Source organism: Streptomyces malaysiensis subsp. malaysiensis, from assembly GCF_040653035.1.
Taxonomy (GTDB): domain Bacteria; phylum Actinomycetota; class Actinomycetes; order Streptomycetales; family Streptomycetaceae; genus Streptomyces; species Streptomyces malaysiensis.
The window spans coordinates 220,716-238,847 of sequence record NZ_JBEZNG010000007.1; the positions used below are offsets into that span (position 1 = coordinate 220,716).

The window sequence follows — 18,132 nt, forward strand, 5'->3', positions numbered from 1 at the left end:
CTCACCCGGCCGAGAAGGTCAGGGTCCGGCCGCCCAGCCAGACCACGTCGGGCACGTCGGCGAGCAGGCCGCCGCGCTGGAGGTCCGCGTGGCGCCGTCCCATCGGGACGCGCACCCGGACGGCCGCGCGCTCGTACCGCACCGTGGCCGCCAGGTCGGCGAAGCGGGCCAGGGCCGACAGCGGATCCGGGGTCTCGCGGTCGCGCCAGAGCGTCCAGGCGATCGTGGACAGGCCGAGCGCGGCGGCGAGGGTGACAGTGCGCTCCAGAGCGCCGTCCCGTGCGAGCGGCACCGCACGGCGCTCGGTGACCAGGGCGGTGACCAGAGCCGTACACCGCTGGGTGTGGGCGGGCAGTTCCGCGGCGAGGCGGATGTCCGGTGCCGCGCCCTCGGCGGCCCACAGGTGCGTACGCCAGGGCAGCCGCGCCACGGGGTCGCCGCGCAGCGGCCGTACGGCGGTGAGGAACGGCACGCCCGCGGAGGCCAGTTCGCGAAGGGTGCCGGGCGGCAGGGGCCCGTCGCAGAGCAGCACGGGCGGGCGGCCGCACGAGTGCCAGTACGGCAGCAGTGCGGTGGCCTCCGGGGTCCAGGCGATCGGGAACATGCCGTGGGCGTCGATGAGGAGCAGCCCGTCGTCCGCCCCCGTGAGCAGCAGCGGGTCCGCGGGGTCGTGGCCCCGGCACACCGCCAGGGCCAGGACGCCGTCGAGGACCGGAAGGGCGGGGCCCGCCCGGCGGGCGAAGCCGGCCAGCCGCTCCTCGGCGAGGGGAGGCGGAAGACCGGCGAAGGCGGCCGCGGCCTCGCCGTCGCGTTCTGCGCGGCGCCAGCCCCGTGCGGTCTCGCCCAGCACCTTGTATGCGAGGGCCGCCGCGAACAGCGGTGCGTCCTGGGCCAGTTCGACACCGGCCAGGGCGGGCCCGATCGCGTCGAGGTAGCCGATGCGTGCCAGTGGCCCGGTGAGCAGGAAGGGCAGGGCGGACCAGACCTGTACCTCGCCGGTGGTCCGCGCCCCGGCGGCCGCGCTCGCCCCGGCGGCCATACCCACCGCGGCGCTGCCACCCGCCGCCCCGGGCCGCTCGTCGGTGTTCGGGGCGTGCGGATCGGCCGGGGGCCGGGCCAGCCGTACGACTTCCGCGCGGTCCGCCGAGGCCAGGAAGTCGGCGAGGAGCCGTGGCAGATCGGCCGCGACGGCGCCCGCGACCACGGCGCGCAGCCGCTCGGGCATCGGCTCTGGCAGCGGCTCGGCGGGCCCCGGTCGCGCGGCATCGCCGTGCGGGCCAGCGGGCGAGGAGCCCGCGAGGACGCGCCGGACGAGTTCGGCGAGCAGCCGGGCGGCCGCCGTGTCGTCCACTCCCAGCAGGGCGAGCAGATACGCCCGCACCGAGACGTCCGGCAACAGCGCGAGCAGCGCGTCCAGTTCGCCGCGCTCGGCGAGTTCGGCGAAGAGCGCGGCGGCGCCCGGCGCGGTCCACGGGTCCGACGCCGCCGCGAAGGACTCCTCGAACGACCCGCCGCCGTCGGCGGGCGCGTCGCCGGGGACCTCCACCATCGCCACCGGCGCGAAGTGGACCTCGACGGGCGGTCCGCCGCCGAACGCCCCTCCGGACCAGCCGTAACGGCCGGTCCGGCCCGGCCGGACGGTGACGGTCAGCGCCTCGGTGATCTCCATATCCGGCCCATCGGCCGCAAGCCGCTCGGCGAAGTGCTCCGCCAGCAACTCCGGCAGGGCATCGACCACATGGCGGACCAGGCCGCGTGGTTCGGGCCCCCAGCTCCACCCACCGCACCGGACCACCGTCACGGTGCACCGGTGCACCGTGATCTCACCGGGCTCACCGCTGTCGCCGAGCCCGCCGATTCCGCCGATTCCGTCGGTCCCGTCGGCGGTCGGCGCGGTGGGCGCGCTCATGTCGCCTTCTCCTTCCCCAGGCGGCCCGCCCAGCCCGCCACGAGCACCAGCACACCGTGCACGCTGTCCGCCACGAGGGTCACCGGCAGTTTCACCTGGGTCTGCTGGGCGGGGATCTCCCCGGTGAGCACATGCGTGTCCTGCTCGTCGGAGACCAGGACAACCACGGGGGTGGTACGGGCCACGGCCACCTTCACGGTGACGGTCAGCCCGTCCGTGGCCAGCGCGATGCCTTCGGTCCACGACGGGAGGCGCACCAGCGCCGGTTTGGGTTTGCCCTCGGCCGTCAGCTCGACCCCGAAGGCCAACGGATCGGCGAGGGCGGCCGGTTCATCGTCCACGGCCGCCACGGCGAGGTCCCTGGCGTTCAGCGGAAGGGTCGCCGTGCGGCCCTCGCCGAGGGAGACGCGCAGCGGCAGCGCGCGTCCGACGAGCGCGGCCACATCGACCGGGGCGTCGGCGCCGGTCAGGGCCAGCGCGCCCACGACATGGCCGGTGTCCACGGCGTACACCACGGAGAGAGCCATCGTCAGCCACCGCCGTTCGTCGCCGCGACCGTCGCCAGGACGAGGAAGTCGACCGCGCCGGGCTGTTCGACGGGCTGTTTCCAGTTCACCGCGGGGTTGTACACGCGCACCCGGCACCGGACCCGCCGGTCGCCGTCCACCGTGGTCTCCACCGCGCTGAACAGCGCCGTCTCCGCCAACGGCGGCGGGTGCGGGGTCAGATGGACATGGAGCACGACCCGGCCGTCGGCCACCTGTTCCGGGGTGACGCCGGACGGCAGCGGCAGCAGCATTCCGTCGGTGGCGGTCCCGGAGGTCACCAGCGTGCTGCCGGCCGGCATCCGGCCGCCGAAGCTGCCCTCGATCGAGAGGTTGCCGTTGGCCGCCACCGTCATCAGCGGGCTGACCGCGCCACCGCCCTGGTACAGGCCGAAGACCAGGTTCGGTGTGTCGCCGCCGGACAGTACGAGCGCCGGTTCGCCCTCCCGGGTCTCCGGGCCCGTCCGCAGGGTCAGCGCGCCCGACCGGGCCGATACGGTGTCCGCGCGCACCCCGGCGAACCGCGCCGCGACACCCCGCGCCATGGTCTCGACACCGCTGAAATGGCCGTCCGCCCAGCGGACATAGCCCAGCAGGACGAGCCAGCGGGCGGGCGGATCGGCGGGTGGGGCGCCGATCGCGGGCGGCCGCTGCTCGGTGGCCAGCCGCTCGTCGCCGAGGCGCCCGAAGAGGATCTGGTACGACTCCTCCACCCGGGTCCCGGTGGCGCTCCCGGAGCAGGAGACCGGCCCGGGGGTCCGGGCCGGTTCCCGGTCGGCCGCGGTGAGGAAGACCGGGTAGGGCTCGTCCGTGGGCTGGTCGGCGCCGTTGACCTCTTCGAAGTCGCTCTCGCGCAGCACGACCGGCTCGGTGACGACCGCCTCGCGGCCCGTGCCGTCGACGGCGATCCCCGCCGAGACGCTCACCTCGACATGGCGGACGCCCGTCAGCGGGTCGGTACGGGGCTCGGTCACGAGGCCGAGCCCTTCGACGATGCCCCACTCGTGCAGATGCCGCGCATGCCGGGCGGCCCCGCCGCGCGCGTACTCCACCGTGGCCGACAGATCCGCGGCGGCCAGCACCTGGCCTTCGTGGAAGGCGGGGCGCAGCGGGCCCGTCATGGCGTCTCACCGGGCTTCCGGGTCCGGGGCGACCGGCTGCGCTTGGCCGGGGGCTTGGCGGGCTGCCGCTCCGCGGGGTCCGAAGCCTGGGCCTGGTCCGAAGGCTGGTCCTGGGCCTGGGCCTGGGCCCGGTCTTGGGGCTGGTCCTGGGCCTGGTCGGAGCCCTGGGCCTGGTCCCGCTCCGGTTCCTGGCCCGCCGCTCGGTCCGGTGCGCCTTCGAGCTCCGCGAGGCGGGACCCGAGCCGTTCCGGCACCTGCTCCTCCAGGTGGGTCACCTGCGTCCGGGCGCTGCCCAGTTGGGCGCGCAGCCCCTCGACCGCGGCGGTGAGATCGGCGACCTGGGTCCTGAGCCGGGCGAGCTCCTGCATGCTGTCGGTGACTTCGCTGGGGGTCGTGTAGACCTGTTCGTGCAGTGCCTTGGGCGGTGTCTCGCCGGGTGCGCGGGTCAGCAGCAGGGACAGCATCTCCTCCAGATCCCCGGTGCGCGGCCAGTCGCCGAGCAGGTCGTCCGCGTACGGGCGGGCCACCGGGCCCTCGGAAGGGAGCGTCGGCTTCTGGTGGCGCGGCACCGGCTGACAGCACACGCGCTCGGCGAGTTCCCGCAGCCGGTAGAGCTTGGGCAGCCACTCGCCGTACGCCGATCCGCCCGGCAGCACCTGCTCCCGGGTGGCCGAGCAGACCCGGACGACATCGCAGCCGTCCAGCTCCAGGTGTGCGAGCAGGACGTCGGTGTCAGCGCTGTCGCCGCACGGCGGGTTGAGCGTGGCGCACGCCGCGTCGGTCAGGAACCGGCGCACCGCGCCGCCCAGTGCCGCCGCGGCCTCCGCGATCTGCTGCACCTCGGCGACGGTCGCCTTCTCGGTGCTGTCCGGCGGCGGTGCGGGCAGCGGCGGCGGTACGTCGACGGCGGCGATGTCCTGGCGCAGCGCGCAGTCGGCGAGGTCGGTGGCCTGGTCCAGCCGGCACAGCAGCCACTCCCGGATCAGACCGAGATCCGCGCGGAACTCCACCCGCAGCGCGTGTCCGAGCGGTGTGCCCTGGGCCAGCATGCGTACTTCCAGCGGTGCGTCCGGGTCGCCCCGCTCCGGTACGACGCGGGCCGCGGTCTCGGTGACGACGGCGTGGGCGATGCCACGGCGCAGCGGGTCCGGCCACGCCGCTTCCATGTCGGCGCCGCCGAGCCGCGCGCACGCGGTGCCCAGGACGCCGCGGGCGTCCCGCACGGTGGCGAGGTCGGGGTAGTCCTTCCCGAGCTGGGTCTGCCCGGCCGGGTCGTAGGTGTCGTACCGGGCGATGGCGGCGGCCAGCGCGCGGACGTGCTCGGTCATCTCGCGGACCGTCGGCGGGGCGGGCGGGCCCTCCCCGCCCGCGTTCGCGCGCAGCCAGGCGAGGGCGGTGGCGTACCGCCGCGCGTCGGCGGCGTCGAAGCGGAAGGCCCGGCCCGTGCCGAGCGAGGCGACGGTCAGGGCGTCGGTGTAGAACCCGAGCCGCCGGTCGCGGGTGCGGGCCCGGTCGGCGCGTGTGAGGTCGCCGAGGGTTGTCAGGAGCCGGGTGCCGGGGTTGTGGCGGTGGTCCTCGAAGTCATCGCACTTGACGACGAATTGGAAGCCCTCCTGGATCCTGGAGGGCACACATCCCGGTGAGGGGCAGGGCTCCTCGGTGGCGTACGGCGCCACCGGTTCGACGGGGAGCTCCCGGTAGCGCGCATAGAGCCCGTAGCGGCGCCCGCTGTCGCCGTCGTCGTCGCAGCCGCTTTCCCCGCAGTCCACGCCGAGGGCGCTGATGCGCCGCTCCCGCACCAGTGCCGGTACGTCGACCCGCTCGGTGCAGGGCACCACGATGTCGTTCCCGGCGCAGTCCAGCGCGTGTCCGGGGTGGACCGCCACGGTTCCGCCGCCGCACGGGTCGCAGGTGACGCCGAGGCCGCAGATGACGCCGGGCCCGTAGAGGGAGCGGTTGTGGAGTCTGGCCTTCGCCGTCGTGTACTCGACCAACAGACTGAGATCGTCCTCGGTCAGCAGCTGCCCTGCGAAGAAGCGGGGGCGCACGAAGGCGGAGGTCCGGGTGGCGTCGCCACCGCAGCCGCATCCGCAGTCGGTTCGCATGATCAGCGCTCCTTCACGAAGAACCAGCTCTCGAAGACGTCCCCGCCCGCTCCGGTGCCGGACGTCCAGGGCCCGATGCCAGAGGGCGGGAGGTCACAGCACTCCTCGCCGTGCTCGGCCGACACCGTCGCACCGGTGTGGATGAGCGGTACGCGCCCGCCCACGTGGGTGCCGTCGACCGGGCGGCAGCAGCGGTCGAGGAGGAACGCGGCACGGACGGTGATCAGTACGCGGTCGCCGTCCTGAAGCGTCTCGCGGGTGGTCTGGCGGTAGCGGAACCGCCGCGTGAACTCGTGGCGGTCCTCGGATTCGGGGTCCGGTTCGGCGAACGCGCCGCCCATGTACCAGGTGGAGGCGTTGCGGCCGCTGCCGCCCTCGATCACCTGGATCTCCACCACACCGGGCCGCAGCGTGTCGGCGCGTACGTCGGCGGAGAACCGCACCACGAGCCCGCCGTCCTCGTCCAGGGTGCCGAGAAGGTCCTTGGCCTCGTCGATGGTGTAGGTGTGTCCGTGGATCCAGTTGATACCCGTGATCACCGTGGGCAGATGGCGGCCGAACGGACGGCGCACGTTCATATGGATCCGATCGCGGCGCACCGGCTCGTACCAGTCCACGCGGTCGATCCTGGCCAGCCAGAGCACCGTGTGCTCGCAAGGGGAGCAGCAGGTGTCACAGCGCTCGTCCTCGGGCGGTTCGCAGCCGGTGACCCGGACCGTGTAGCACTCCTCGGTCCAGCCGAACTCACAGTCGGAGGTGTCCGCGCAGCCGTCGTTGTAGACGGCGCGGGTGGGCTCGACGGGCCGCTCGGCGTACTCGACGCCGACCCAGACGGTGTCGGTGTCCCGTTCGTGCCGGGGCAGCGCCTTCCACAGGTCGATCTCGCAGCCGCCCCGCACCACGACCTCGTTGCCCTCGCAGTCCACGGCGAGCCCGGGAGTGATCCGCACCTTGGCCCCGCGCCGGGTGCGCTCCGGCTCGGTACCGCCCTCCTCCGCGCTCTCTCCTGGCCGCGCGGGCCCTTCGATGGCGTCGGCCGGCGGACAGTCGTCCTCGTCCCGTCTCACCGGTTCCACATGCAGGCCGCACACCACGCCGTAGCCGAGCAGACAGCGCATGCGCAGTCTCAACTTCTCGCGGTGGTACTCCTGTTCTCGCTGGAAGTCCCGTGCGCCCAGCATCTGGCCGTGGAAGTACCGCAGCCGGCGCAGTGGTGGCGCGTCGAACTCCTCGGTCCTCGATGGTCCTGTCCCGGTCATCGCCCCGTCCTCTCACGACACTTGTGTATGCATGCCGACGGCGGAGACGACTCCCACGCCCACCCCTCGGCGCAACCCTCTCGGTCCCGGCCTCAGCACCCCGTCGCGGCCCAGCCGCACGGGGTGCGCACCGCCCAGTACGGGCACCGGCAGCGGAACGAACGCGGTGTCCACGCCGACCGTGGACCGCGAACCGACCACGAATCCCGCGCCGCCGGTGCGTACCGACCCCACCGTGTGCGCGGGCGCCTGCCGCTCCACCAGCCGTCGCAGCGCGGTCTCGTCCGCCGATCCGGCGGGCAGCAGCAGCCGGAACCGGTGTGCGTGCGCGGTGAACGGGTCGCTGTCCGGCGTGCCGAACGCGCGCAGTGGCGCCGCGCCCAGCGCGGTGCCGCCGACCCGGAAGCGGCTCGCCGACCGGCCGAACAGCCGTACGGCGCCGAGCCCTTGGCCCGGTCCGGTCTCCCGCCCCCGCCCCGGCCCCGGCTCCTGTCCCTGTTCCCCTTCCCCTCCCTGTTCGCGTTCCGTTCCAAAGGCTCCGACGGCCTGGCGCAGCCACGCCCAGCGGCGGTCCGCCGCCAACTCGTCCACGACCGGGGTCACCCCGAACACGATGCGCACCGCCTCGCGCAGCGCCCACGGTGTGCCGCGCCGCCGGTAGAGCTCCGGGGCGGCGGCCAGCAGCGCGCGCCGGGTGCGGGCGTCCCAGCCCGCCTCGAACGACAGGCCCAGCAGACCGGCCAGCCATGGCAGCGCCCGGTCCGGGACGCCGGCCGGGTCGAGGAGCGAGGGATACCGCTCGATGACCCGGTCGAGCTGGGCGAGCGTGGCGTCGAACAACGACAGGAAGCGCTCGGTGAAGTCATCGGCCGCGGGGTCCTCGCGGAAGGCGGGCGGCAGCAGGTCGGCGCTGGTGACCCGGGGGAAGTCCAGCCGGATCCGGCGTACGACCGGAGTCGAGCCGCCGTCGCCCGACAGCCGCAGCCGCAGCCGGATGAAGCGGCCGGGTGGCTGGTCGACAAGGAAGTCCGCGGCTCCCGGAGCCGGCACCTGCCAGTCGCTCTCGTCGTACCGCCCGTCCTCGCTCACCACGATCTCGGCGGCGACCGCCGTCCCTGCGGGCACATCGGCGTCCACGCGCACGCGGTGCCAGCGGCACCGCGAGATGCCGCTGTCGATCAGGGCGGTGAGGTACGACCCGTCGGTCTCATAGACGTCGGTGGCCGGTGGCGCGGGGTCCCGGGGCCGGCCCTGCCAGGTGAAGCAGCTGGTCTCGGGGCCCTCCGGGCCCTTCTCGCCCAGGCAGAACCCGTTTCCGTCCGCCGAGATGAGCGTGGACGGGGGCAGTGCGGCGGCCAGTTCGTCCGCGATGACGGGGCGGAAGGGCCGGCCGTGACCGCCCCGGTGGACGCCGAGCCGCCCGCCGTCGTCGGTGAGCAGCCACACGGTCCGCTCCGGTCCGGTGCGCAGGCCGATGATCTCGCCGGGCACGCCGGTGCGCAGCACCCCGCGGCAGCCGCCGGTCGAGTCGAACCGCCGCAGATCCGTACTGCCCTGACAGGCCACCAGAACCTCATCGCCGGGGCCCAGTGCGGCCCATCGCGGCCGCTCGGCCGGGATCACTCCGGCGAGCTGCTCGCCCTCTCGGCGCCACACCAGGACCCGGCCGGACTCCACCACGGCCAGCCGGTGTCCGCGCGCGGCGACGGAGACCGGCCGGTGCGGCGGGCCGGGGCCGCGGTCGGGCGGCCAGAGTGGGGTGAAGGCACCGCCGCACCCGTCGCGGCGCAGCAGCCGCCGCTCGCCGGGGACGAGCAGATACCAGCCGCACGGCCCGCATCCGGGCGCGAGGCGCGGGTCGGGGAACCACGGCAGCAGCCGGTCCCTGGTGGGGCCTTCCTGGTCGGCCCCGCGGTGGGCGAGCCGGAGGCCGGCCGGGGCGTCGAAGCCGACGATGCCGTACGCCTCCTGCCGGTCCCAGCCGACGTAGGCGTCGAGGAGCCGGAAGGTCGCGGGGTGCGGTGAGCACGTCATGGCCGGTCTCCTACCGGGATCAGCAGCGGGCGCTCCGGCCAGACGAGGGTGTGGGGCGGGAGGGCGTGGTCGGTGCAGGGCGGGCGGCGCACTCCGTCGACGGTGAGCGAGAGCCGGGTGACGGCCAGCACCCCGTCGACCGCCAGCAGCCGCCGGACCAGCGCCGTATGGCGCAGCGCGCCGCCGAACGGCCAGCCCGCGCCGTCCTCCCCGCCGCGCAGCGGATCCAGATAGGTGCGCACCGCGTCCCCGGCCCGGGCCAGGACGGCGGCCCGGTCGAGGTCCGGGTCGAGGGCCACCCAGGACTCCACCGCGACACGGCGGTACGGCGCGGGGGCGGCGACCACGGTGACTCCGGCGGGGGCGGCTTCGCGGGACAGGAAGTCGGCGACGGCCTTCAGGGTCGCGGCGGTGGGGACCGGCGGTTCGTCCGGGGCGTCGCCCGGCGGTACGGGTGGTACGACGAGGACTCCCACGACGCCGGGGATCGGCGCCCCGGCGAAGTCGGGGTGCAGACCGGGCACGCCCCGGGCGCGGGCCACCGACGCGCCGGGTGCGCGGGTGGCGAGCTGCCCGTAGTCGGCGGGGGCCACGGCGCGGCCGCGGGCCCGCAGTTCCCCCGCGCCGCGGCGCATGGCATCCGCGTCGGGCTCGGCGTCCGTGCCGCCGGAGGCCGGGAAGGGGTTGGCCACGCGGGTGACGAACGGCAGCGCGGTCACCACCCCGTTCACCGCGCCCGCCGCCACAGCTCCGGCGCTGCCGCCGCCCACGCGGTAGCGCACGGCGCGGACGTTGCGGAAGCCGGGCGGAACGGCCGCGCCGCTGACGCCGTCCCCGAAGGTCACCTCGCCGCTTTCGTGGTCCACGGTGAACACCCGGTCCTCGGCGCCGTAGCCGGCCAGGCTCTCCACCTCGCGCCACCGGGACGCGGTTCCGGCCGTGGTGCCGAAGACATCGCCGCCGGTGTCGTCGTCGACCTCGATGACCACCGATCCGGCCAGGATGGGCACCTGACTGAGCTTCATGTGCCGCCGTCCGCCGGTCGTGGGGTCCTGGACGGGCTGGAGCGGCTCGTCCCGGATGGTGCGGGCGGCGGTGGCGGCGACCACGTTCAGCCGCAGCCCGGACAGCACGGGAGCGGGTCCGGCGAAGGCGCCGTGGGCGATCCGCAGGCGCAGCCAGCGCAGCCGGGGCCGGGTGCCGGAAGGGCTGCCCGGCTCCCATGAGCGCGGAACCCTCAGCTCGACGGTCCCACCGGCGCCGAACCCGGCCGTGGAGTCCCGCATCAGCTCGGCGGGGACGAGCCGGGTGCCGTCCAGCACGTCCCAGCGCAGCAGCGGCGCGGGCGGCAGCGGCAGGGGCACCGTGCCGCCGGAGGCCGCGGGGGCGGGTGGAGCGGCGACGACCACGAAGCCCAGCGACAGCCGCGGGTAGGGGGCGGCCGGCCCGGCGAGCCCGATCCACAGCGCGTTGCCGGGCCGCGGGTCCCGGCCGAAGGGCTCGAAGGGACGGCTGGGCCCGGCCGGTCCCAGCGGCAGGGCCTGGAGCGTTCCGGCCTCCTGGACGGCGAGGTCGGCGAGGGTGGCCGGGGTGGCGTACAGATCCTGGTCGGTCTCGTAGACGATCTGCCCGGCGGGGGTGGAGGCGGCGCTCTGGAACCCGACGGGGACGAGCACGGAGGCGCCGTCCGGCGGGTTGACGGTGAACTCCAGGAGTGTCGCCGCCGCCCCGGCCGGGCGCCGGCGCACCCCCGCCGTCGACAGATGTTCGGCCAGGACCTTCTCCGGCAGCCGGTTGACGCGGCCGAGCACGGGTTCGGCCTGGGTGCCGAAGAGGCGGACGAGGGCGACGCCCGCGTCCTGCCGGTCGGGGTCGGTCCAGTCCGGGGTGTAGCCCGCGATCCGGCCGCGTACATCGGCGCGGACGGCCTCGCGGGTCGCCTCGACCAGCTCGGGCTGAACGCCGGTCGGTCCGGGGCCGGGCACGATCCGCCCGTCCTCCCGCTCCCGCTCCCGCGCGTCCTTCTCCCACCACACCTCGCCGGTCATGCCAGCCCCTCCCCCGGTTCGACGGCGGGCACGATCCGGGTGTGGACCGTCCGCAGGACGGGGAGCTCCCCCGCGCCGAGGGGCACCTCGTCGCACTCCTCGGTCGGGTCGGCCCCGTCGAGGCCGATCGCCACGGCGGCGATGTCCGCGAGATCGCCCAGCGCCCGCTGCGCGGCCCGCAGCAGGGCCGAGGGCCGCAGCGGCTGCCCGAACGGCCAGCCGTCCTGGTCCTCCCCGCCCACGAGCGGATCGAGGAAGCGGCGCAGCGCGGCGGTGAGCACGGTGGACACCCGGGTGCGGTCGGCCGGGTCGCCCGACAGGGCCACGCGCAGCGCCACCTCGCGGTAGCGGGGCGGGCGGACGAAGACCTCGGAGGTGAGCAGCCGCGTCTGTTCGAGGCGGGCGGCGGCCGCGCGCAGCATGCCGGGGTCGGGCAGCGGCGCGGCGACGAAGTCCTCGCGGGCGAGGTCGTCCCGGGGCGCGGCCGGGACGATGTGGACGGTCACCGCGCCGGGCACCGTGGAGCACGGGAAGCCGGGGTGCGCGCCGACGGCCGGGTGGGCGCGGGCGATGGCGACGCCCGGGACCGTACGGACCAGGGTGGCGTAGTCGTCCGCGGTGACCGCGCGGGTCACCTCCCCCAGGGACGCGGCCGCGCGCCGGCGCGCCTCGGTGATGGTCTCCGGGTCCGCACCGCCTTCGGCCCGTACGAGGTTGGCGGCCGAGACCGCTCCGGGCGGGGCCGGACGGTCCGCGGGCGGCAGCCAGTTGCCGGTCATGCCGCCGTTGCCGCCCCGGCCGCCGCCGGTCGCGTACGTGATGTGAGCGTCCGGGTCCGGGTGGGGGACGCGCCCGGTGAGTCCGTCGCCGAACACCAGCGCGCCCTCGGCCCGGTCGAGCACGAAGAGCCGGTCGGCCGGTGCGCCGAAGGTGAAGTCCGGTGCCGGCCGCCACTCCTGGCCCGCCAGGCGCACGGTCGCCTCCAGGAGGCGGCCGGCGGCGTCCGGCAGGACGAGGTGCTGGCCGGGCAGCCTGAGCCAGGCGTCGATCTGCTCCCGCAGGTCGGCGCCGGTCGCGGTGCGGTGCTGGCGGTGGTGCGCGGCGGACACATTGACGGCGAGCTGGAGCAGACGGGGTGGGGCCGCGTAGGTGGCGGCCGGGGTCGTCACCAGCAGTCCGGCATCGCGCGTGGTCCAGCCGGCCGGCGGGTGCAGCCGGACGACACCGGGCCGTCTGAGCCCGCCCGTACCGTCCTCGACCCTCTCGAACCCCCCGGAGAGGTCCGTGCCAGGCCGGAACCAGGACCAGGTCAGCTCGGCGGGCGGCGGTACGTCGGGGACCGCCCCGGGCAGCCACGACGGCACGGACGCGGCGGGCGCGTCCAACTCGACGAGCAGGCCGATCGGGCCGGGCGCGGGATGCTCCCCGGTGAGCGGCAGGGTGAACCGGACCCGCGCCGGGGCGCCGTCGCTCGCCAGCAGCGCGATACCGCGCCGGGCCCGCAGATCCGCCGTGCGGTCGCGGTCGGTCCACACGGTGACCTCACCGCCCTCGGCGAGCGGGAGGACGGCCACGTCGTCATCGAGGGTGAAGACGATCTGCCCGGTGGGGTCGCGGGTCAGCGCCGTCCCGGCGGGGACCACGGGCAGGGCGGTGCCCTCCTGCCGGGCGGCGAGGCGCAGCACGGTGGCGGCCGGGCGGGCGGGGCGCGGCGGTTCGAGGCCGAGCAGCCGCAGTACGGCGGCCACGAGCGCGTCCGGCACCTGGTCGAGCCAGTACAGCCGCTGTTCGAGGAGGTAGGCGAAGAGTTCGAGGAGGGTGACACCGGGGTCGACGGGCGCGTGCAGCGTCCAGATGCCGTCGGACTCGGCGGGGATCCGGCGGCGAACGGCCGCCATCATGTCGGCCCAGGTGAGGTCGTCCAGCTTCGGCGCGGGCAGGGTCATGGGGTGCCCCCGGTGAGGCCCGTGAGTCCGGTGTAGAACGGGAACACCAGGTTGGCCTTGGTGTTGCTGCGCCGGATGCGGTAGACGACCGAGACGGTGATCCGCGACTCGTCGGCGGGGTCGGCCTCCGCGCGGACCTCTTCCAGTTCCACCCGCGGCTCATGGTCACGGACGGCGGTTGCGATCGACCGCTCCAGATCGCGCAGGTTCTGCACACTGCCGGGCGCGAACAGCAACTCCTGGGCGCGGGTGCCCAGTTCGGGCCGCATGACCCGCTCGCCGGTGGCGGTGAGCAGCAGCGCCCGCAGACAGTGCTCGATGCTCTCCTCGCCGACGGCGTAGCCGAGCCGGCCGGACGCGTCGGGCAGGATCGGGAACCGCCAGCCGGTTCCGAGGAACTCCTCGCTCATGCCGTCCTCGCCTTCTTCGCCAGCACGGCGGGGGTGAGCGGCGGGGTCGGCGGGCCGGTGGGCCCGGCGGCGGAGGGGTGGGTGTGGGCGTTGAACGCCTGGAGCAGCGCGTTGCCGAGCACCAGCGGTTCGGTGGCGCCGCCGCCGAGGTCGATGGAGGGGGATTCGACCGTCACCTTCGGCGCCTTGAGGGTGATGTCGCCCTGCGCGGTCACGGTGACGCTGCCGCCCTCGGCCGCGGTGATCCGGATCGCCTTGCCCTGGTCGTCCAGCTCCACCACATGCCCGGCGGCGGAGGTGATCCGTACGGCGGCCTTGGACCGGGTGTCGTCCAGAAGCACTTCATGGCCGTGCCGGGTCCGGATCATCTTCTGGTCGCGGCCTTCGGTGCGGGCGGTTGGCGGCTTGTCCTCGCCGTTGTAGAGGCCGCCCAGCACGATCGGGTACCGCATGTCCCCGTGGACGAAGGCGACGAGCACCTCATCGCCCTTCTCGGGGACGAACACCGAGCCGTAGCCACCTCCCGCGTACAGCTGGCCGACCCGGACCCAGTCGGTGACCGTGGTGTCGTCGAACCACGGGAACTTCAGCTTGACCTGGCCTTCGTCATCACCCTCGTTCTCCACCACGAGCGCCTCGACGACGCCGTAGTAACGCTTGTCGGTGGAGCGGGCGCGTGGTGTGCCCCTCATGGTCACTGGGCCCCCTGGTGGATCCGCCGTGCGGTGAACTGGGTGAAGAAACCACTGGTGTTGAGGGTGTGCTCGACCCGTTTGACGAAGTAGGTGCCCGAGAAGCGGCGGCCGAGGCCGTAGATCTCCAGGTTGTCGCCGGGCCGCAGTTCGGGCAGGCCCGCCACCTTGCCGGTCGCGGTGATGAACTCGTAGGCACGCTCGCGCAACAGGCTGATCGCCAGTTCGCGGGCCTCCTGGTCGCTGCCGACCGGGGCGTCCACCACGACCTCCTGGCGGCCCTGCAAGGTGGACTCGGCGGCCTGCGGTCCGCTCTGCCCATCGGCCGTGTTCTCCCCGGCCGGCAGGTTCTCGGCGGTCGCGGTGAACGCGATCGGCTGTTTGGTACGGGGGTCCCAGCCGCGCACGGTGACCTTGCTGACCTGCTGGGAGACGGTCAGCGTCGGGGTGAACTCGATCAGGTTGGGGACCAGCCCCTCGGGCTGGGCGGTGGGACCGGTGCTCAGCCCCGGTGCGTACGCCAGCCGGTACAACCGGATCGGGCGGCCGTCGCGGCCATCGGTCGGCTTGATGAAGTACAGCGTGTCCTCGCCGGTCGTGGGGTCCGGCAGGATGTAGCAGTCGAAGTCGAGCCGCTTGGCCCGCTCCAGCAGGAATGTGGCGTCGTCCTGGTTCTTCTGCACCACCCGGTCATGGGTGGGCCCCTCCCTGGTGACCTGGATGCGCAGATGGTTGCGCTGGGCGATCTGCTCGGCGATGCGCCAGTCGGGCAGATCGCGGTAGATCTTGACCTCGTTCTCGGTGGGCTTGCGGTCCTTGAGCCGCAGCAGCCCGTCCACGCCGCTGACCTGGACGGTGGGCGAAGCGCCATCGGTGAACTTGGGGCTGAGCGTGGAGATGGTCCCGGTGGCGACGGTGAGCAGCTCGTCGGCGTAGCCGAGCCGGACCGAGACCCGGCCACCGAGCCGGAACCGCGGCGAATCGCTGTGCTTGAACCGCAGGTTCGCATCGTCCCAGTTGTTCAGGGTGAGATCGAAGCCGGACATCTCATCGATATCCCGGTTCACCTTGATGTCGATGATGTCGTTCTTGGTGGACGGGTCCATCTCCAGGCCCTCGATGCGCACATCGAACTCGGGCGCGTACCGGTCGGGCGAGGCGACCTCGGGCGCGGGAGTGCTCATCGCGCGCTCCTCACGACAGCCGGGGCACGGTCAGCACCCGGCCCGGTCGCAGGTCCCGCGGGTCGCCGATGCCGTTGGCGCGCGCCAGCTCCCGCCAGGCGTCGGGCCGCCGGTACAGCGCGGCGGAGATGGAGCTGAGCGTGTCGCCACGGCGCACCACATAGCTCTTCTCCACCGTGGGAGAGGAGCGCGGTGTCCCGGCGACCTGCGCGGCGGCCGTGCGGAACTCCTTGAGCGAGAGGTCCAGCATGGCCCGCAACGGCACACCGTCCGGCTGGAAGAGCTGGTAGTTGACGTCCAGCTTCTCCACGACTCCGGTGAAGACCTCCTCGTCCCAGACGAACCGGACCACCGGGGGCGTGTGTTCCCGGCTGTCGGGCCGCAGCAGATCGCGCACCGCGTCGACGTAGACCTTCCGTACGTTCTCCAGGGTGTCGGAGGTGTCCACCAGCGCCTGGACGGTGAGGGTCTCCGTGCCGCCGCGTACGTACTGGAGGGGCGGTGTCTCCAGGCCGGGGATGGTGATCTCGGCGAAGGTGTTGCTCTTGCTCAGCTTGTAGTCGGTGGGGTTGAACCGCAGCGGGATCCGCCGCCGCCGCTCATCGGCGATCACCGGCCGCACGATCTCCAGCCGGGCCCGGGCGGCGCCTTGCCGGGCAAAGGAAACGGGCGTCACGCTCATCAGTGCCCCTCCCCGTCGCCGAAACTCCGCTCGCTCCGCGTCTGTTTGGCTCGTGCGCACTGGTCCTCGTACAACTTCGCCCACGCCTGGATGTGCTTGTTGAACAGACGGGTGAACACGGCGCCGTCGTCGCCGTCCACCTGGAACCGGACCTCGAGGTGGTGAATGGTCACCTTCGGCACCTCGGTCACCTCCCTTGGATCTGGCGCGGCAAGGCGCTCGCCGCGGCGTCTTGCAGGACCTTCGTGAGCCCCTCGTGCGCGATCTCCAGCGATTCGATGGCGATCGCGTTCTGCTCCCCGTGCAGGTCCGGGCCGCTCCACTTGGCGGCGAGCCCGCCATGGAAGGCCCATGCCGCGCCGGGCACCCCGTCCGGGCCGAGCACGATCACCGCGCCGTCGCGGCGGGCGCCCAGGGAGTCGGCGAGCCCGGCCTGGTACCAGGACCACAGCCCCGGGTCGCGCACCACCCCACGCTTGAGCGTGATCCGGTTCCATGAGTGGCGCAGCGGCAGTTGGTGGACCGAGTCGTTGCGGCCGCCCTCCGGGTAGCTCGTCACTTCGAGTTGTGCGCCGAGCCCGGTGACCTCCTGGAACGCGCCGGAGGCGGCCAGCGGCAGCAGCAGCGCCTGCGCGGCCGGGAGATACGCGTCGCCGGGGTCGAGGGTGACCAGGAAGCGATACTTGGGCAGCGGATCCAGGCTCATGCCTCGATCACCTCCAGACCTCGGTCCTGGCCGAGTACGAGACGCAGCCGGATGAACTCCATGGGCACTGCCGGGGCGACCTCGATCTCACAGACCAGCTGCCCCGGGTCCTGCTCGGGCGGGTTGTTCGTGTCGTCGCACACCACCCGGAACGCCTGCTCGGGCCGGGCTCCGGCGAGCGCCCCGGCCCGGAAGGCCGAGAGCAGTACGGAGGTCAGCGCCCGTACCAACGTCAGCCGCAGCTCGGCCGAGTTGACGTCGAACACCAGCGGGCTCGCCGCCCGCCGGATCGCGCGCACCAGCAGATGGACCAGCCGGCGGTGCGCGATGTAGCGGGTGCGCGGATCGGCGGACAGGGTGCGCCCGCCCCACACCATCAGCCCCCGCCCGCGGGTGCACCGGATCAGGTTCAGCCCCGCGTCGAACAGCCGGACCTGCTGCGGCTCCGGGTACTCGGCGGCCAGGTCGACCGCCTCCAGGATCACGGCGCCCGCGGGTGTGTGGTGCGCCCCGCGCTCGCCGTCGAGGCGCGCGATGACGCCCAGGACGTGCCCGGACGCCGGGACGGTGCGCACGTCCTGTCCGTCGGGGGTGCGCAGCGGCGGGTGGTGGACGGCGGCGCAGCCGAGCAGCCCGCTGTCGCCGGTGGCCGCCAGGGAGTCCACCCAGTCGACCGCCTGGTCCACGGAGGCCAGCCCGGGCGGCACGTCCAGAACGACAAGCCGGTCGTGCAACGGCTCGACGCTCCGCAGCAGTTCGAGCACCACATCGGTGTGCGTGGCACCGGACAGATCCGCGCCCAGGTCCGGCAGCGCCACCAGCGCGGGTTCGGGCAGTTCGGCCTGTACGGTCACGGCGTCCGTGTACGCGCCGCGGGTGGGCGCCGCGTCGGCGCCGCCCGTGAGCGTCAGGTCCCAGGACAGCGAGATCGGGCCGGGCCGACCCGGTGGCGGTGGCGGCCCGTCCGGGATCAGCCGGATGTAGCGGGATCCGGTCAGCCGGTCGGCCAAACCGGTGAGCGGCAGCCCGGAAAAGGTCTCGGGCGGCTCGCCGGGCATCATGACCCGGACGCCCACGGTGGGCGGTCCCGCGACGGTGCTGGCCTGGTAACGGATGGCGACGCGCCCGCCGTTGGCCCAGGCTCCGGGGCTGGTGGCGACGACTTGGTAGCCCGTGGCCTCCCATCCGCTCAGCGGCCCGACGGTCCACGCCGTCCGGGCCGTGGTGGCCGGCCCGGACACCCGGAGCACCCAGGCGGTGCGGCCGCCGTTCTCGAAGAAGCCGCGCAGTGCGTACGGGGTGGCGAAGGCGCCCTCCGGCGGCCCGAAGGCGCCCACGACGTCGTTCCAGCTCTCCACGCGGACGGGAGTGCCGACCGGGCCGCGGCGGAGCCGGCCCAGGAACGCCGCCACGTCGGTGCGCAGCGGCTCGGTGCCGGAGCCGCGCGGCGCGAACGCGAGGGATACCCCGGGGAGCGCTTCGCCTGCCATA

15 protein-coding genes are annotated in these 18,132 nt (G+C 74.2%); all 15 read right to left on the bottom strand.

Features of this window, described 5'->3' with window-relative positions:
• Window position 1: 1 nt before the first annotated feature.
• From AB0E24_RS16970 to AB0E24_RS17040, 15 genes are read right to left on the bottom strand one after another with little or no spacing between them, the layout of a single operon-like run.
• A complete protein-coding gene (locus tag AB0E24_RS16970) occupies window positions 2-1,909 on the bottom strand; it encodes an amino acid adenylation domain-containing protein (RefSeq protein ID WP_359377778.1) in 1,908 nt (635 codons plus the stop codon).
• Window positions 1,906-2,436 (bottom strand): hypothetical protein, encoded by a 531-nt coding sequence (locus AB0E24_RS16975; protein WP_102936374.1) that lies wholly within the window; start codon window positions 2,434-2,436, stop codon window positions 1,906-1,908. Before AB0E24_RS16975 ends, AB0E24_RS16970 begins: the two co-directional genes overlap by 4 nt.
• A 2-nt stretch (window positions 2,437-2,438) precedes the next feature.
• Complete coding sequence (locus tag AB0E24_RS16980) at window positions 2,439-3,575, bottom strand: hypothetical protein (RefSeq protein WP_359377781.1); 1,137 nt, start codon at window positions 3,573-3,575, stop codon at window positions 2,439-2,441.
• Complete coding sequence (locus AB0E24_RS16985) at window positions 3,572-5,680, bottom strand: hypothetical protein (protein ID WP_359377784.1); 2,109 nt, start codon at window positions 5,678-5,680, stop codon at window positions 3,572-3,574. Before AB0E24_RS16985 ends, AB0E24_RS16980 begins: the two co-directional genes overlap by 4 nt.
• 2 nt (window positions 5,681-5,682) lie before the next feature.
• Window positions 5,683-6,939: a hypothetical protein gene (locus AB0E24_RS16990; RefSeq protein ID WP_359377787.1), complete on the bottom strand. Its 1,257-nt coding sequence runs from the start codon at window positions 6,937-6,939 to the stop codon at window positions 5,683-5,685.
• A gap of 12 nt (window positions 6,940-6,951) precedes the next feature.
• Window positions 6,952-8,973, bottom strand: a complete 2,022-nt coding sequence (locus tag AB0E24_RS16995) for a phage tail protein I (RefSeq protein ID WP_359377789.1) — start codon at window positions 8,971-8,973, stop codon at window positions 6,952-6,954.
• Window positions 8,970-11,021, bottom strand: a complete 2,052-nt coding sequence (locus AB0E24_RS17000; protein ID WP_359377792.1) for a putative baseplate assembly protein — start codon at window positions 11,019-11,021, stop codon at window positions 8,970-8,972. The genes AB0E24_RS16995 and AB0E24_RS17000 overlap by 4 nt, the downstream gene beginning before the upstream one ends.
• Entirely contained in the window at window positions 11,018-12,967 is a 1,950-nt protein-coding gene (locus AB0E24_RS17005; protein ID WP_359377795.1) for a putative baseplate assembly protein, read from the bottom strand. Before AB0E24_RS17005 ends, AB0E24_RS17000 begins: the two co-directional genes overlap by 4 nt.
• A complete protein-coding gene (locus AB0E24_RS17010) occupies window positions 12,964-13,377 on the bottom strand; it encodes a GPW/gp25 family protein (protein WP_069860743.1) in 414 nt (137 codons plus the stop codon). Before AB0E24_RS17010 ends, AB0E24_RS17005 begins: the two co-directional genes overlap by 4 nt.
• Window positions 13,374-14,069 carry a phage baseplate assembly protein V gene (locus AB0E24_RS17015; RefSeq protein ID WP_202543553.1) on the bottom strand — a complete coding sequence of 232 codons (696 nt, stop codon included), beginning with the start codon at window positions 14,067-14,069 and terminating at the stop codon, window positions 13,374-13,376. The genes AB0E24_RS17010 and AB0E24_RS17015 overlap by 4 nt, the downstream gene beginning before the upstream one ends.
• A 2-nt stretch (window positions 14,070-14,071) precedes the next feature.
• Window positions 14,072-15,253, bottom strand: coding sequence for a phage late control D family protein (locus AB0E24_RS17020; protein ID WP_069860741.1), 1,182 nt, complete (start codon window positions 15,251-15,253; stop codon window positions 14,072-14,074).
• A 10-nt stretch (window positions 15,254-15,263) separates the two neighbouring features.
• Window positions 15,264-15,935 carry a CIS tube protein gene (locus AB0E24_RS17025; protein WP_359377800.1) on the bottom strand — a complete coding sequence of 224 codons (672 nt, stop codon included), beginning with the start codon at window positions 15,933-15,935 and terminating at the stop codon, window positions 15,264-15,266.
• The gene (locus AB0E24_RS17030) at window positions 15,935-16,108 is read right to left on the bottom strand and encodes a putative phage tail protein (RefSeq protein WP_237288168.1); all 174 of its coding nucleotides are present in this window, start codon (window positions 16,106-16,108) and stop codon (window positions 15,935-15,937) included. Before AB0E24_RS17030 ends, AB0E24_RS17025 begins: the two co-directional genes overlap by 1 nt.
• 14 nt (window positions 16,109-16,122) lie before the next feature.
• The gene (locus AB0E24_RS17035; protein WP_069860738.1) at window positions 16,123-16,641 is read right to left on the bottom strand and encodes a phage tail protein; all 519 of its coding nucleotides are present in this window, start codon (window positions 16,639-16,641) and stop codon (window positions 16,123-16,125) included.
• Entirely contained in the window at window positions 16,638-18,131 is a 1,494-nt protein-coding gene (locus AB0E24_RS17040) for a phage tail sheath family protein (RefSeq protein ID WP_359377803.1), read from the bottom strand. Before AB0E24_RS17040 ends, AB0E24_RS17035 begins: the two co-directional genes overlap by 4 nt.
• Between the last annotated feature and the right edge of the window lies 1 nt (window position 18,132).